At 60.5% G+C, this 14,094-nt stretch carries 10 protein-coding genes; 1 reads left to right on the forward strand and 9 read right to left on the reverse strand.

What is annotated here, in order from left to right:
* Nucleotides 1-208 precede the first annotated feature (208 nt).
* From zapE to AC3WMV_RS24680, 3 genes are all read right to left on the reverse strand, one after another.
* On the reverse strand, nt 209-1,303 hold the full coding sequence (gene zapE, locus AC3WMV_RS24670) for a cell division protein ZapE (RefSeq protein ID WP_041074841.1): 1,095 nt from the start codon (nt 1,301-1,303) through the stop codon (nt 209-211).
* Between the two features lie 90 nt (nt 1,304-1,393).
* Complete coding sequence (locus AC3WMV_RS24675; protein ID WP_103368537.1) at nt 1,394-2,749, reverse strand: tryptophan--tRNA ligase; 1,356 nt, start codon at nt 2,747-2,749, stop codon at nt 1,394-1,396.
* Between the two features lie 24 nt (nt 2,750-2,773).
* Complete coding sequence (locus AC3WMV_RS24680; RefSeq protein ID WP_103368573.1) at nt 2,774-3,403, reverse strand: alpha/beta hydrolase; 630 nt, start codon at nt 3,401-3,403, stop codon at nt 2,774-2,776.
* 144 nt (nt 3,404-3,547) lie between these two features.
* Here AC3WMV_RS24680 and AC3WMV_RS24685 point away from each other — a divergent pair, with 144 nt between their 5' ends.
* Nucleotides 3,548-3,982 carry a Z-ring associated ZapG family protein gene (locus AC3WMV_RS24685; protein WP_027612195.1) on the forward strand — a complete coding sequence of 145 codons (435 nt, stop codon included), beginning with the start codon at nt 3,548-3,550 and terminating at the stop codon, nt 3,980-3,982.
* Between the two features lie 256 nt (nt 3,983-4,238).
* On the opposite strand, the gene AC3WMV_RS24690 is transcribed toward AC3WMV_RS24685, so the two are convergent.
* From AC3WMV_RS24690 to AC3WMV_RS24715, 6 genes are all read right to left on the reverse strand, one after another.
* Nucleotides 4,239-4,973: a YiaD family glycine zipper/OmpA-like lipoprotein gene (locus AC3WMV_RS24690; protein WP_007961595.1), complete on the reverse strand. Its 735-nt coding sequence runs from the start codon at nt 4,971-4,973 to the stop codon at nt 4,239-4,241.
* A 117-nt stretch (nt 4,974-5,090) separates the two neighbouring features.
* The gene (locus tag AC3WMV_RS24695) at nt 5,091-5,735 is read right to left on the reverse strand and encodes an MBL fold metallo-hydrolase (RefSeq protein ID WP_027612196.1); all 645 of its coding nucleotides are present in this window, start codon (nt 5,733-5,735) and stop codon (nt 5,091-5,093) included.
* A gap of 63 nt (nt 5,736-5,798) precedes the next feature.
* Nucleotides 5,799-8,531 (reverse strand): winged helix-turn-helix domain-containing protein, encoded by a 2,733-nt coding sequence (locus AC3WMV_RS24700; protein ID WP_103368538.1) that lies wholly within the window; start codon nt 8,529-8,531, stop codon nt 5,799-5,801.
* A gap of 201 nt (nt 8,532-8,732) precedes the next feature.
* Complete coding sequence (locus AC3WMV_RS24705; protein ID WP_027612198.1) at nt 8,733-10,097, reverse strand: DUF1329 domain-containing protein; 1,365 nt, start codon at nt 10,095-10,097, stop codon at nt 8,733-8,735.
* A 28-nt stretch (nt 10,098-10,125) separates the two neighbouring features.
* Nucleotides 10,126-12,015, reverse strand: a complete 1,890-nt coding sequence (locus tag AC3WMV_RS24710) for a DUF1302 domain-containing protein (RefSeq protein WP_096797153.1) — start codon at nt 12,013-12,015, stop codon at nt 10,126-10,128.
* Between the two features lie 337 nt (nt 12,016-12,352).
* Nucleotides 12,353-14,035, reverse strand: a complete 1,683-nt coding sequence (locus AC3WMV_RS24715; protein ID WP_097086226.1) for a fatty acid--CoA ligase — start codon at nt 14,033-14,035, stop codon at nt 12,353-12,355.
* Nucleotides 14,036-14,094 lie beyond the last annotated feature (59 nt).

Genomic DNA, 14,094 nt, shown 5'->3' on the forward strand with positions numbered 1-14,094 from the left:
CTGGTCAGAGTCAGAATCGAGTCTGTAGTCCCGCCCACCCCTTCAAGTCTAAACATACAAGCGAGCCTGCTCGCGAATTCGGTTTCACATTCAACAAAACTGTTGGCTGACACACCGCCTTCGCGAGCAGGCTCGCTCCCACAGGGGAAATCAGTGCCAATAAAAAGGGCCTGCAATTGCAGGCCCTTTTTTTGTATGCCGAAACTGCTTAAGGCTTGTGCGCCCGCGACAGGAATTCGTGCGATTGCATCTCCAGCAGACGGCTGAGCGTACGCTGGAATTCGAACGTCAGGCGTCCGCCGGTGTACAGGTCTTTCAACTCGACTTCGGCAGAAATGATCAGCTTGACGTTACGGTCGTAGAACTCGTCGACCATGTTGATGAAACGCCGGGCGATGTCGTCGGTGGTGACGCTCATCTGCTCGACGCCGCTGAGCAGCACCGCGTGGAAGATCTTGCCCAGCTCGATGTAGTCATTCTGGCTGCGCGGACCGTCGCACAGTTCGCGGAAGTCGAACCAGGCCACGTCGTCGCAGGTGCGCAGGGCACGGATTTCGCGGTTCTCGATGATCAGCACATCGTTTTCCACCGCTGCCGTGCATTCCGGCGTCAGGGCCTTGAAGCTCTTGCGCAGGCTTTCATGGGCGGCTTCGTCCAGCGGATAGTGGAACAGCTCCGCTTGTTCGAGGTGGCGCAGACGGTAGTCGACACCGCTGTCGACGTTGACGATCTCGGTGTTCTGCTTGATCAGCGCAATAGCCGGCAGGAAGCGCGCGCGCTGCAGACCGTCCTTGTACAGGCCGTCCGGAACGATGTTCGAGGTCGCGACCAGGGTCACGCCGTTCTTGAACAGCTCTTCCATCAGCGTGCCGAGGATCATCGCGTCGGTGATGTCAGAGACGAAGAATTCATCGAAGCAGATCACTCGCGACTCGGTCGCGAAGCGCTTGGCGATGATGGTCAGCGGGTTTTTCTCGCCGCCGAGGGTTTTCATCTCTTCGTGCACACGCTTCATGAAGCGGTGGAAGTGGGTGCGGGTCTTTTCCTTGAACGGCAGCGCTTCAAAGAAGGTGTCGACCAGATAAGTCTTGCCGCGACCCACACCGCCCCAGAAGTACAGGCCCTTGACCGGCGTCTGATCCTTCTTGCCAAACAGCTTGCCCAGCAAACCCGGCTTGTTCTGCTCGGCCGCGATCAGATCGTCGTACAGGCGCTGCAGATGACGCACGGCAGTTTCCTGCGCGGCGTCATGGAAGAAGTCCGGGCGTTTCAGATCAGCTTGGTATCGTTCTAGGGGCGTCATAATTCGTTAGCAAGGCAACAAAAACGGGCCGTCACTGTAGCGACGGCCCGTAGGAATGGCAATCAGCCCTTGGTCGGGCCGCGCCGCGGATTAGTCCTGAACCGGGGTCAGCGCAACGCGCAGAGCCTCGATGGCCGCGTCTCGCGCAGCAGTATCGGCGAACGCCGGGCTGTCGCCAACGCACTCGCCTTCCAGCCACACGCTGAAGCTCAGGTCTTGATTGCGAATGTCCAGCGCCTGACCGGCTTGCAGTTGTTTGGTCACTTGGCCTGCAGTTTTGCCGTCGGCGAAGTTGCGCGACAGCAATAGTTGCTCGCCATCAGCCGCCAGCAGACGGAAGCGGAAGCTGCCGTCGTCTTCACGGAAGCTCACGAAACGTGCAGCTTTCACGGCTTTCTTTTTGGTGGTCGCCGCGACTTGCACCTGATTGACGAACGAACGCAGGCCAACCGCTTCACGCAGTTCGTTGAGGAACGGCGTCGCCACCGCACGAGCCTTTTTCGCGCCGTGTTGCAGGATGTCTTCCAGATCCGCCGGGCGCTCGATCAACTGGTGATAGCGCTCGCGGGACTCGCCCAGTTCATTGTCGAGCAACTGGAACAGACGATTCTTCGCCTCGCCCCAACCCAGACCGCCGAGCAGTTCGCTGCGGAATTCGTCCGCCTGCGCCGGTGTGGCGAACGCCTGAAACAGAGTGAACAGGTGCGAGTTGTCCGGATCTTTGGCCTCGCCCGGCGCCTTGGAGTCGGTGACGATCCGCGAGATCGCGTCCTTCATCTCTTTGGCGCTAGAGAACAGCGGGATGGTGTTGTCGTAGCTCTTCGACATCTTGCGCCCGTCGAGGCCGGGCAAGGTCGCCACGCTTTCCTCGATCAGCGCTTCAGGCATGGTGAAGAACTCCTTGCCTTGGCCGAACAGGTGGTTGAAGCGCTGACCGATGTCACGGGCCATTTCCACGTGCTGGATCTGGTCGCGACCGACCGGCACCTTGTGCGCGTTGAACATCAGAATGTCCGCCGCCATCAGCACCGGGTAGCTGTAGAGGCCCATGGTGATCCCAGAATCCGGGTCCTCGCCGGTTTCGACGTTCTTGTCCACCGAGGCCTTGTAGGCGTGCGCCCGGTTGAGCAAGCCTTTGGCGGCGACGCAGGTCAGCAGCCAGGTCAGCTCGGGGATTTCCGGGATGTCGGACTGGCGATAGAAGGTCACACGGTCGACATCCAGGCCACCGGCCAGCCAGGTCGCGGCGATTTCCAGACGCGAGCGCTGGATGCGCAGCGGGTCATCGCATTTGATCAGGGCGTGGTAGTCGGCCAGGAAGAAGAACGAATCGGCATTGCTGTCGCGGCTGGCGAGGATCGCCGGGCGGATGGCGCCGGCGTAGTTGCCCAGGTGCGGCGTGCCGGTGGTGGTGATGCCGGTGAGGATACGGGTACGGTTCGTCATGGGTAATCGCTTGTCAGACTGCAATCAATTCGAGAGACGCGGCAGGATCAGATCCTTGAGATCGGTCAGCTTGCCATGAAAAAAGTGTCCGCATTCTGCCACTTTCAGCAGCTCATAGGGGCGCTGGAGTTTTTCCGACCAGTCGTAGACCAACTGCGGATCGATCACTTCGTCGGTTTCCGGCTGGATCACGGTCAGCTCGCCGTGCTGTGGCAGTTGATCCTGATCGCCCAGACGCATCACTGCCGGCGCGACCATGAACAGCTGCTTTGACTGCACGCCTTGGGCTTCGAGACGACCGCCGAGACTTGCTGCAACAAATCCGCCGAAGGAGAAACCGAACAGGGTCAGCGGCAGCTCCGGATGCTTTTCCAGTAGCCATGCTGCGGCAGCCTGAGCGTCGTCGACTTCACCGCTGCCCATGTCGTGGGAGCCTTCGCTGGCACCGACGCCGCGATAGTTGAAGCGCAAGGTGATCAGCCCGGCGTCGCGCGCGGTGCGCTGCAGGGTCGAGACGACCTTGTTGAGCATGGTGCCGCCCTGCACCGGGTTTGGATGGCAGATCAGCGCGATGCCGACTGGCTGCTCGTTATCGAGGTACAGCGCTTCGATTTGGCCGACTGGGCCGGCAATCACTACAGGGGTTTCACGCATCAGCAAGGAAGGAACTCCGTGACCTCGAATCGGGTCGACTCGTCTAGCAAATTGTCTGTGCCAATCTATTGCGAGTGAATCGCGGTATACAGCGCAGGTTCGAGCCGTTAACGTAAAGCAAAGCCGTTTATAGAGGAAGGACTCGTGGAACACTCGCTCTTAGTTTGGTTGTTACCGACTCTTGCCCTGGTTGTGGGTGTCGCCATTGGATTCCTGATCGCTCGCGTCGCACCGAATGCCGCGCCGAGCCGCACGCAGCGTCAACTGGATGATATCCAGGAGCGTTTCGACAGCTATCAAAACGAGGTGGTCACCCACTTCAACAGCACCGCGACGCTGGTCAAGAAGCTGACCCAGAGCTATCAGGAAGTGCAGGATCATCTCGCCGAGGGTGCCAACCGCCTGGCCCTGGACGAGCAGACCCGTCAACGCCTGATCGCCGCTTTGCACGCCGATGCCGCGCAGGCACCGCGCGAACGCCTGACGCCGCCGCGCGATCAGGAGCCGCCACGCGACTACGCACCGAAAGCCCCGAACTCGCCTGGCATGCTCGATGAGCATTATGGTTTGAAGAAGTAATCAGTCTTCGCTGCAAGCAAATAGCCCCCGGACAATTCGGTTGTCCGGGGGCTTTTTTTGTATCTGATGATTTGAGGGTGATTGGTCCGGCCCCTTCGCGAGCAAGCCCGCTCCCACAGGGTCATGTGGTGAACGCAGATTCTGTGAACAACACCCATCCCTGTGGGAGCGGGCTTGCTCGCGAAAGGGCCAGCACGGGCAACCCCAAAAAAATGCCCGGTCACAAGACCGGGCATTTCTTCACTCAAGCATTCACTTACGGATACTGCTGAACCGTCCCCGGCTGTTGCTGCTGACCACCATACTGCTGACCTGGAATCGCTTTCAGGTTGACCTCGACGCGGCGGTTCTGCGCGCGGCCATTGACGTCACCGTTGCTGGCAATCGGGTTATCCGGGCCGGCGCCACGGGCCGAGAGGTTGGCACCGCTGACACCTTGCGAGGTCAGGTAGGTGGCCACGCTCTGCGCACGACGCTGAGACAGGTCCATGTTGTGCTGGCGGCTGCCGGTGCTGTCGGTGTAGCCGACGATTTCGATCTGGTTCTGGTTGAACTCTTTCAACGAGTTCGCCAGGTTGTTCAGCGGCTGATAGAAGCTTGGCGCGATGTTCGCCGAATCGGTGGCGAAGGTGATGTTGCCTGGCATGATCAGCTTGATCTGATCGCCCTGGCGCTGCACTTCAACCCCGGTGTTGGCCATGCTGGCGCGCAGCTTTTTCTCTTGCTGGTCGGCGTAGTAACCGTAACCGGCCGCCGAGGCACCAACGACCGCCGCGCCGATCAAGGCACCCTTGCCACGGTTGTTGTGGTCGATGGCGGCACCTGCCAAGGCGCCGGCCAGCGCACCGAGACCGCCGTACTTGGCGGTTTTGCTCATGCCTTGCGAGCCACCGTCGGCCTGCCCCTGATTGTCATACGGGTTGGGCGAGGCGCAGCCGGCCAACATGGCCACAGCGGTAGCAACAATAATCAAACGAGGCGTGGTGAACATGAAGAGCTCCTGGTTTTTTTCGCATTCTGTGTGGCAGCGGCCCTAGGCAATAGACCTGTGCGGGCGTTGGATCATGACAATGCCGAAAAATTCCGCCGCACACTCATGACAAAATGTTTAGGCGCGCACGAACGGGTTTTCCCGCATTTCATCCCCGAGACGCGTGTCCGGACCATGCCCGGCAACCACGATTGCGTCTTCGTCGAGGGTGTACAGCCGCTGCTTGATCGATCGCACGATGGTCGCCTGATCGCCGCCCCACAAATCCGTGCGCCCTACCCCGCGACGAAACAGCGTGTCGCCGGCAATCAACAGCTTAGCCTCGGAAAACCAAAAGCTCATGGAACCGGGCGTATGTCCCGGCGTATGCAGCGCCACGCCGCAGCCGCAGGCCAGTTCTTCATCGTCGCTCAACCAGCGATCCGGCGACGGTACCGGGGTGTAGGGCACACCGAACATCTGGCATTGCATTTCGAGGTTGTCCCACAGGAACTGGTCTTCCTTGTGCAGATGCAGGGTTGCGCCAGTCTTTTCCTTCATCTGCCCGGAGGCGAGGAAATGATCGAGATGCGCGTGGGTGTGGATGATGCTGACCACTTTCAGACCGTGGGCATCGAGGCGCGCCATGATCAGATCGGGGTTGCCGCCCGGATCGACGACGATGGCTTTTTTAGTGATCGGGTCGCCGATGATCGTGCAGTTGCACTGCAGCGGGCCGACGGGGAAGGTTTCGCGGATGAGCGCAGGCGCTGGAACAGTCATGGGGCAATCCTGATCAATATTCGACGGCGGCGAAAACCGCTGATGCCGAAGATTTTAGCGGGACTAGATCATTAACCCCAGCGCCTTGGCGCGGGCCACCGCCTGCGTACGCCGCTCAACCCCCAACTTGCTGTTGATATGGCTGGCATGGGTTTTCACCGTATGCAGCGAAATGAACAGTTGCTCGCTGATTTCCTGATTGGAACAGCCCTGGGCAATCAAACGCAGCACCGCCAGCTCGCGACTGCTGAGTTGTTCGGCAGATCCACATTCAATGACAGGACGGGCAACCACCAGTGGAAAATGCGTCAGCAACTGCTGTCCTGCCAGTGCTGGCGAGTTTTGCAGCTGGCTGCGCAGCCAGTCCGGATGCGCTTTGATCAAGGCGTCAAATGGCTGTATCACGCCGCCCGCCGCCGCTTCCAGCGCCTGGTTCAATGCTTTGCGTGCCTCGGATTCGCGACCACTGCTCAGCAGCAAATTCACTTTCTGCGCCAGCGCCATCACACACAGCAACTGGCGCCCGGTTTGCTGACCGTTTTCCAGCAACACATTCAACCGCCCTTCGGCGAGCATCGGCTGGCCTTTGATCACATCAAGTAACGCCTGCTGCAATTCGACATGCAGCGGCAACTGAGGATGAAACTCCGGTGGCGCCGCTGCGCGCTCGCCGGTGTAGGTCTGCCCCAGACGTGCCAGCCAGGCTTCGGCCAGATCAGTGCGGCCTTGCGCCAGCCACAGTTCGCATTTGACCAGGGTGATCATCGCCAGATAGTAGATCGGCGGCACATCCCATATATGCATCAGACGCTCGGCTTCAGCGAGTTCGGCGAAGGCCTTGGCGAACTCGCCGACGCTGCCGTCGAGACGGGCGATCACGCAGTGACCGATCAATACGCTGATATCCCGGCAGGCCCGCGCTTCGGCCAGACCGCTCAGCAATCGGGCCCGGGCCTGCTGCGGTTGCAAGCGCATCGACAGCAGAAAACCTTCATACAGCGTCAATCGCGCACGCACCGCGTACAGACGTTGCGCCGACAACCCGCGCAGACGATCAAGACCCTGATGCACCTCATCCAGGGCGCGCAGAATTTCCCCGCGCGATTGCAGGACCCGCGCCCGGTCGTAATGCGCCAAGGCTTCGAACAACGGATTGCCGACCCGCTGCGCCAGCTCGAGGGATTCTCGATTCAAGCCCCGCGCACGCCACAGGTCACCGTCGGCAATCGCCAGATTGGACAAAGTCGACAGGCACATCAGGCGTTGCCCGTAACGTTTCACCGGCAGGCTTTCCAGTGCTTCGCTGCAATAGCGCTGGGTCAGCTCACGATGCCCTCGCCCGCGGGCGATGATGCCGCTGAGCGCCAGCCATTGCGCGAGCATCGACTTCTGCGCCGAAGCCGAAGGCGCAGGCAGGAAACGACTTAAATGACTGGCCAGCTCTTCAGCGGCATCCAGCTGACAGGCCAGCCCGAGCGCCCAGCTATAGAGCACGATCAAGCGTGGCGTGCTGATCAGCAGGCTGTCGGGCAAGTCCATTTTCCAGCGCAGCAGCATGCCCACGTTCTGCTCGGCGAGCAGTTGTTCCTCGGACAGGTTCTGCACCAGATTCGCTGCGACATCCAGATGGCCGGCGCGCAAGGCCTGCTCCACCGCTTCGTCGAGCAGCCCTTGAGCATTGAACCAGCGACAGGCGCGCAGGTGCAGGGTCGCCGCCGGCACCAGCGTCTGGGTCACGGGACGGCTGCGCAGCAGATCGGAAAACAAATGGTGATAGCGATACCAGTGACCGTGTTCGTCCAGCGGCACCAGAAATACCTGATGCGCCAACAGAAACCGCAGGATTTCGGCGCTGTCGTGGGCTTCGCGCACCGCGTCGCACAGCTCGCTGCAAAAGCGCTCTTGAGGGGCGGTGTCGTAGAGAAACGCCTGCACCTCGGCCGGCAGGCAATCGATCACTTCTTCCAGCAGGTAATCGCGGATCAGCCCTTCCCCGCCGTTCAGCGCGGGTGGCAACGGAGCCCCGCTGCCAGCCTCGGAGACCGCAAGCAACCAGAAACGCAGTCCGGCCACCCAGCCTTCGCTGCGCTGGATCAGGTTTTCCAGCGCTTCGCCGCGCAATGAACTGCTGTGTCGATCAAGCAGCGTCAGGGCCTCATCGTGGGTCAGGCGCAAGTCCTGCTCATGCAGTTCGAGCAACTGGCGCGACAGGCGCAGACGCGCCAGATGCCAGTCCGGGCGCTGCCGACTGGTGACCATGACCAGCAAGCCATCGGGAAGATGATTGAGGAAAAACTGCAGGCAACGGTCGAGTACCGGGCCTTGGGCGAGATGGTAGTCGTCGAGCACCAGCAACAGCGGCGCCGTCGGTTGCAGTTGCAGGGCCAGTTCATCGAGCAAACCATCGAGCCATTCTTCGAAGGCGAACGGCTGATGGCGCTGGCGCATCTTCAACAGGCCGAGTGCACGACTGCCCAGATCCGGAAAGTAGTCCTGCAGTCCCTCCAGCAATCGCTCGAGAAACCGCCCCGGATCGTTATCCCGTGGGCTCAATCCCAGCCAGAGACTTTGCCAGTGCCCCGGCAGGCTCTGACAGAACTCCACCGCCAGCGAACTCTTGCCGAACCCGGCCGGAGCGCACACCAGTAACAGACGTCCACCGAGCCCGGTTTGCAGGCGCTCGCAGAGACGTGGCCGCAAGACGTATCCGTCCGGCAGCGGAGGACGGAAAAAACGTCCGTCCAGTGCCGCGACGGCAACGCTTGCGGGACCCGGAAGTGGGGACAGATCAGTCATGGCCGGCTCTTGTTCGAATGGCTGTTGGCGGCGTAGCAGATGTCCGCAGCCTAGCCTTAAACGTAGCGGTTATGAAGGTTGCTGCTACAAATGGCTACAAAAAGACTGTCGAGAGCCGGCAGCTCCTACAAAATCAACGCCAAAAAAAACGCCCCGAACCAGTCGGGGCGTTTTTTCGAGGATGCGGCCTCGGGTCAAAGCTTAGCGGATACCGTCCTGGCCCAGGTTGCCCGGCTGGAATTCGCTCTTGGTGGCAGAGAAACCGAAGTCATACGCTGATTTTTCTTCGTTCTTCATGCCCAGCGCCAGGTAGCGACCCGATTGCAGGTCGTACAGGGCTTCCAGCGCGTACCACGGCACTTGCTTGTCGTAGTAGTCCTCGGCATGCGCTTCGGCGACACGCCACAGCTGACCGCGACCGTCGTAGTGGTCGATGACCGCTGCCTGCCAGGTGTCTTCGTCGATGTAGAAGTCACGTTTGGCATAGATATGGCGCTGACCCGGTTTCAGGGTGGCGACCACGTGCCAGACACGACGCAACTCGTAACGGGTCAGGTCCTGGTTGATATGGCCGGCCTTGATGATGTCGGCGTACTTGAGGGTCGGCGAGTCGATCTTGTAGCTGTTGGAGGCAATGTACATCTCTTTCTTGCCTTCGAGCTTCCAGTCGTAGCGATCCGGCGCACCGTTGTACATGTCGAGGTTGTCGGAGGTACGCAGACCGTCCGCCGCAGTGCCCGGACCGTCATAGGACACTTGCGGTGCCTGACGCACACGACGCTGACCAGTGGCGTAGACCCACGCCTTGCGCGGCTCCTTCACCTGGTCGAGGGTTTCGTGCACCAGCAGTACGGTACCGGCCAGACGTGCCGGCGCAGTCACTTTCTGCTTGAAGTAGAACAGGATGTTCCCCGGGTTGGCCGGGTCGTAGTCCTTCATCTTGTCGCGGAACACGAACTGGTCCTGGAAGTACACCAGGCTGAACGAGCCGTTGGTTTGCGGAGTCGCCTGGGTCACCAGACGGGTCACGCTGCCACCGCGATAGCGGGTGATGTGGTTCCAGATCACTTCCAGACCGCTTTTCGGAATCGGGAACGGCACGGCAGTGTCAAAGTTTTCCAGACCGTTACCGCCTGCGACCAGATTGGTGGTGGTGGCGTTTTTCTTGATCGCGGCGAACACGTCATCCGGCACGGTCGAGCCGCGATGGGACGGATAAACCGGAATCTTGAAGGTGTCCGGGTAGCGCTTGAACATCGCGTACTGGCCCGGAGCAAGCTTGTCCTTGTACTGCTCGACGTTCTGCGCGGTGATGGTGAACAGCGGTTTTTCACTGCCGAACGGATCGGACAGGAAGCCCTTGCTGTCGACCGTGCCGGCATTTTTCGCCAACGGTTTCCAGGCAGGGATCGAACCGTCGGCGTTGCCGGCCATTTCGGCGCCCATCGGGGTCAGGCTCTTGCCCAGCTTGTCGGCTTCGGCGGCGGGAACGGCCGCCATCACGCTGGTCGCCAGCAGCGACAAACCCAGAACACTCGCGTGGAACAGACTCTTTGTTATTTTCATATGTGTGTTCGTCCTGAAAAAACTGTGCTTAGAAGTTCACGCCGACGCTCAAGGCCACGAAGTCACGATCGTCCACGGTCGTGTAGTCGCCGCCAAAGAAGTTGGTGTAGGCCAGGCTCGCCGTGTAGGTGTTCTGGTATTCGGCATCGAGACCGAGGCTGATGGCCTTGCGACCTTCCTCGAAGTTGCCGCCAGGGCCTGGCGAGTAACCTTTCACGTCGTGCGACCAAGCCACGTTCGGCTTGAGGTTCACACCGGCAAACACGTCGCTGTAATCCCAAATGGCACGAGCGCGATAGCCCCACGAAGTGGCCGTGGTGAAACCGTCGTTGTTGCAGTTGCTGGAAACGTTGTCGCGCGAAGCCCCCGGCCCGGCACCGTTGATGGTGGAGGTGTTGAGGATCTGCGAGCAGGTGTTGAGACCTCCCGTGGCAGGCAGTTCGCCCGGGCCGAACACCGGATCGCGGCCGTAACGGGCTTCGGATTTGCTTTCCAGACCACCGACGTGGGTCACGCCGACTTCACCCACCAGGGTCAGCCGGTTGGCGCCCATCACCTGATCGAAGAAGTGCGTCAGGGTGGTTTGCAGCTGGGTGATTTCTTTACGGTTGTAACCGTGCAGATCCTGGCCCGGCACGCCGTTGAGGACCGACGCATTGGTCAAGGCGCCACCCAGCGGACGTACGCCGGCGAACAGAATGTCGGTGGAGTTCAACTGCACCGGCGCATTCGGCCGGTAGCTGACTTCACCGCTCCACGCCGTACCGGTAGGCAGGGTAGTGGAGAAGCTCAGACCGTAGAGGCGAATGTCCTCAGGGTATTCGATGAAGTAGTTCGAGTTGCCTGCGACTACCAGTGGCCCCAGCGCCTGGAACGGCCCCGGCAATGCCGCCACGCCGTTATAGATCGACTGTGGCGCGCCGGTGGCGCTGAAGATCGGCGCACGGCTGTGGTAGTTCATGAAGTAGGCGCCGAACTCGGTGGCCAGCGGGTCGAACATGTACTTGGCGGAAACGCCCCACTGCCCGCTGTCACGCGCGTTGCGGTTGGGCGAACGGCGCACCAGCACGCCCTCTTCGTTGACGTCGACACCAGCGTTGGCCAACGGCCCGAGCGCAATACCCGGAATGGTCGAACGCTTGTTCAGTACCCGCAGGTTGTCGTCGCAACCGGTGGTGACGATGTCCGGCTGCGAGAAAAAGGTGCCGCAGTTGTCGGTCACGGTCTTCTGCCAGTCGATCTGGTAGAAACCTTCGGCCGAGAGGTTTTCGGTAATGCTCTGGGACACGTAGAACATGTTGACCGGGATCAGGCCTTCCTTGATCTCGGCACCCGGACGGCGGAACGCGGACACGTCGATCGGGTTGATCGAGTTGATGCCGCCACCGATGAAGGTACTTTCGCCCCAGTTCACCACCTGCTTGCCCAGACGCACCGAACCTGGCTCATCGGCAATCGAGTAGTTGTGGTAGACGAAGGCGTCGAGGATCTGCCCGCCGGAAGAACGCGCCGCGACGTCGCGGTTGTGGTTGCTGACGTCCTTGTATTCCAGGTCCTGATTCTGCAGCGCGAAGTCGTACCAGTATTTGCCCCGGACGAAGACCCCGGTGTCGCCGTATTTCAGTTCCAGATCATGGATGCCCTTGAAGATCTTCGAGAAGGCTTGCCCGCTCTTGAAGTTCAGGTGGCCGTTGTCGGAGGTCTGGGACAGGCCCTTGCCGCCGTTGTTGACACCAATAAGGTCCTTGTTCGGCTGCTGGGTCGAGATACTCATGCCCAGGGAGAGCGAGGAGTCGAACTGACCTTCGATTTCACCGACGTTGAAACTGACGCCGAATGCGGGCCCGGCGAGCGTAGAGGCAAGACTGACGGCCAGAGGCAGTTTAGCCCGGCGCCAGAACTGGTTTACTGATGTCATCGACGCTACTCCATGTGCATTATTGTTATGGCAGTGAGTACTTTTAAAAACGCCTGGAAGACCGGGAGCCAGTAGCCACCCGACGTCACTCCAAAGTTGCATCGCCCCTGTTCGTGCGTGTGCCCCGTTCTTAAAAATCCTTGAGCGGACTATAGCCAGCAGGGGGTACTGCTTGATCCCTCTAAAGTGTGATTTGCAGCTGCCGGCCACTCTGGAACAGTCCTTTCGCCAGTCCGACACATGTCGGCACGGCAAGGATGGCTGAATTTTTCGATTTAACAAGCCAAGCGCTTGCTTGGTGGGTCTGGCGCGCCGGTTTCGGCGCGCCAGCAGACACTCAAAGTGTCGAAAGGAAGGTGCTGTTGTTGGCCTGCCATTCGGTGATGTCGAGGCGGATGCGCTTCTTGTCGAGCTTGCCGACACTGGTCTTGGGAATTTCCGTAACAAGGGCGATCTGGCTTGGAATCGCCCACTTGCTCAAGTGACCCAGTTCCACGAACGGCTTGAGGTGTTCCTTGAGCTCGCGCGCCCCGATCTCGTGCCCTTCGCGGATCACCAGCAGTGCAAACGGCCGCTCGCCCCATTGCGGATCGGCGATGCCCACCACTGCTACTTCGCGTACCGCCACATGACGGCTGATCAGGTCTTCGAGGTCCAGCGAGGAAATCCATTCGCCGCCAGTCTTGATCACATCCTTGATGCGGTCGCGGATGTCGATCACGCCCATGCTGTCGAGCGTTGCCACATCGCCGGTGTGCAGCCACCCACCGGCCCAGAGCTCGGCGCCCTTCTGCGGTTCGTTGAAATAGCCTTCGGTGAGCCACGGCGCGCGCAGCACCAGTTCGCCCTGGGTTTCGCCGTCGGCGGGGAGGAAGTTGCCCTCGGCGTCGACGATCGCCGCTTCCACCAACGGCCCCGGCACACCGGCCTTGATCCGGTAAGTGGTGCGTTCGTCTTCGGTGCCGGCCATCAACTCGTCGTTCAAATGCGCACAGGAAACCAGTGGCCCGGTCTCCGACATGCCGTACGCCGCCGTCAACTGAATGCCCCGGGCCTTGGCGGTTTCATACAGCGTACGGTTCAGCGCACTGCCACCGATGACGATCTTCCAGCCGCCGAAATCGGTGCCCTGTGCGCCTTTGGCGTTGAGCAGCATCTGCAGGATGGTCGGCACGCAGTGGGAGAACGTGACCTTCTCCTTGCGCCACAGCTCGACGAGGAACTCCGGGTCGTAACGCCCCGGATAAACCTGCTTGAGCCCGAGCATGGTTGCCACGTACGGCAAGCCCCAGGCATGCACATGGAACATCGGGGTAATCGGCATGTACACGTCGTTGGTGCCGAGCAGGCGCACGCTGTCGATCGCGCCCATGATCGTCGACACGCCCATGGTGTGCAGCACCAGTTGCCGATGGGTGAAGTACACACCTTTCGGGTTGCCGGTGGTGCCCGTGGTGTAGAAGGTAGTGGCGACCGAGTTCTCGTCGAAATCCTCAAAGTCGTATTGCGCACTCGCGGCGGCCAGCAGTTGCTCGTACTCGCCGACCAGATTCGGCAGCTCGGCGGTCTTTTCCGGCAGATCGGTCAGCAGCAGGGTTTTCTCGACGGTGGTCAGGTGCGGCGCGATGGCCTGGTACAGCCCGACGAACTCGCTGTTGACCAGCACGAAGCGGTCCTCGGCGTGGTTCATGGTGTAGAGGATCTGCTCCGGCGACAGACGCACGTTGATGGTGTGGATCACCGCGCCGATCATCGGAATGGCAAACATGCATTCGAGGTAGCGATGGCTGTCCCAGTCCATCACCGCCACGGTGTCACCCGCCTTCACCCCGGCCGCCGTCAATACGTTGGCCAGCCGCGCCACCCGCTCGATCAGGGTCGGATAGCTGTAGCGCAACTGGTCTCGGTAGATGATCTCGCGGGTTTTCTCGTAACGGGCGCCGGACATCAGCAGCCGTTTGATCAGCAATGGATACTGGTAGGCCCCATCGGCCGGGGGAATGACGCGAGTCTGCAACATATGAATCCCTTTTCTGGCTGCACGGTGTTGGCGTAGAGAGCGTTACTCTAGAGCCGTTA

Source organism: Pseudomonas sp. FW305-3-2-15-E-TSA4 (genome assembly GCF_058787295.1).

Bases quoted from the DNA above. Each gene is read 5' to 3' on its own strand.
- zapE (WP_041074841.1), bottom strand. From the start codon at position 1,303: ATGACGCCCCTAGAACGATACCAAGCTGATCTGAAACGCCCGGACTTC.
- AC3WMV_RS24675 (WP_103368537.1), bottom strand. From the start codon at position 2,749: ATGACGAACCGTACCCGTATCCTCACCGGCATCACCACCACCGGCACG.
- AC3WMV_RS24680 (WP_103368573.1), bottom strand. From the start codon at position 3,403: ATGCGTGAAACCCCTGTAGTGATTGCCGGCCCAGTCGGCCAAATCGAA.
- AC3WMV_RS24690 (WP_007961595.1), bottom strand. From the start codon at position 4,973: ATGTTCACCACGCCTCGTTTGATTATTGTTGCTACCGCTGTGGCCATG.
- AC3WMV_RS24695 (WP_027612196.1), bottom strand. From the start codon at position 5,735: ATGACTGTTCCAGCGCCTGCGCTCATCCGCGAAACCTTCCCCGTCGGC.
- AC3WMV_RS24700 (WP_103368538.1), bottom strand. From the start codon at position 8,531: ATGACTGATCTGTCCCCACTTCCGGGTCCCGCAAGCGTTGCCGTCGCG.
- AC3WMV_RS24705 (WP_027612198.1), bottom strand. From the start codon at position 10,097: ATGAAAATAACAAAGAGTCTGTTCCACGCGAGTGTTCTGGGTTTGTCG.
- AC3WMV_RS24710 (WP_096797153.1), bottom strand. From the start codon at position 12,015: ATGACATCAGTAAACCAGTTCTGGCGCCGGGCTAAACTGCCTCTGGCC.
- AC3WMV_RS24715 (WP_097086226.1), bottom strand. From the start codon at position 14,035: ATGTTGCAGACTCGCGTCATTCCCCCGGCCGATGGGGCCTACCAGTAT.